At 65.7% G+C, this 699-nt stretch carries 1 protein-coding gene; it reads right to left on the reverse strand.

From position 1 onward, the window contains the following. Positions 1-33 precede the first annotated feature (33 nt). The coding region (locus tag OKC27_RS22795; RefSeq protein ID WP_142675945.1) for a Tn3 family transposase at positions 34-699 on the reverse strand (666 nt) is incomplete at its 5' end.

A 699-nucleotide genomic window follows, 5' to 3' on the forward strand; every position in this document is an offset into this window, starting at 1 on the left:
GGGGAGCCCGCAGAATTCGGAAAAAATCGTACGCTAAGGTTTTCCGGGCATCCGTAAGGGCCGAAACTTCCCGTCTTCCAGTCTGCGGCTCTGCCGCCAGACGTAATCGCCGGTTAGGTTGATGTGCTCCCAGCCCAGCGGCGACAGGAATTGCAGCAGCTCGCCGTCCACCGGCTTGCCGGCCTCGACCAACCCCTGGGTGGCGCGTTCCAGGTACACCGTGTTCCACAGCACGATAGCCGCCGTCACCAGGTTGAGGCCGCTGGCCCGGTAGCGCTGCTGCTCGAAGCTCCGATCCCTGATTTCCCCAAGGCGGTTGAAGAACACCGCCCTGGCCAGCGAGTTGCGCGCCTCACCTTTGTTCAGGCCGGCATGCACGCGGCGGCGCAGTTCAACACTTTGCAGCCAGTCCAGGATGAACAGCGTGCGCTCGATCCGGCCCAGCTCGCGCAGGGCCACGGCCAGTCCGTTCTGGCGCGGGTAGCTGCCGAGCTTGCGCAGCATCAGCGAGGCGGTGACGGTGCCCTGCTTGATCGAGCTGGCCAGGCGCAGGATGTCGTCCCAGTGGGCACGCACGTGCTTGATGTTCAGGGTGCCGCCGATCAGCGGGCGCAACGTCGGGTAGGCTTGCACGCCCTGCGGCACGTACAGCTTGGTTTCGCCGAGGTCGCGGATGCGCGGCGCGAAGCGGAAGCCTAG

Origin of the sequence: Aeromonas sp. QDB62 (assembly GCF_027705695.1) — a bacterium.
Taxonomy (GTDB): Bacteria; Pseudomonadota; Gammaproteobacteria; order Enterobacterales; family Aeromonadaceae; genus Aeromonas; species Aeromonas allosaccharophila.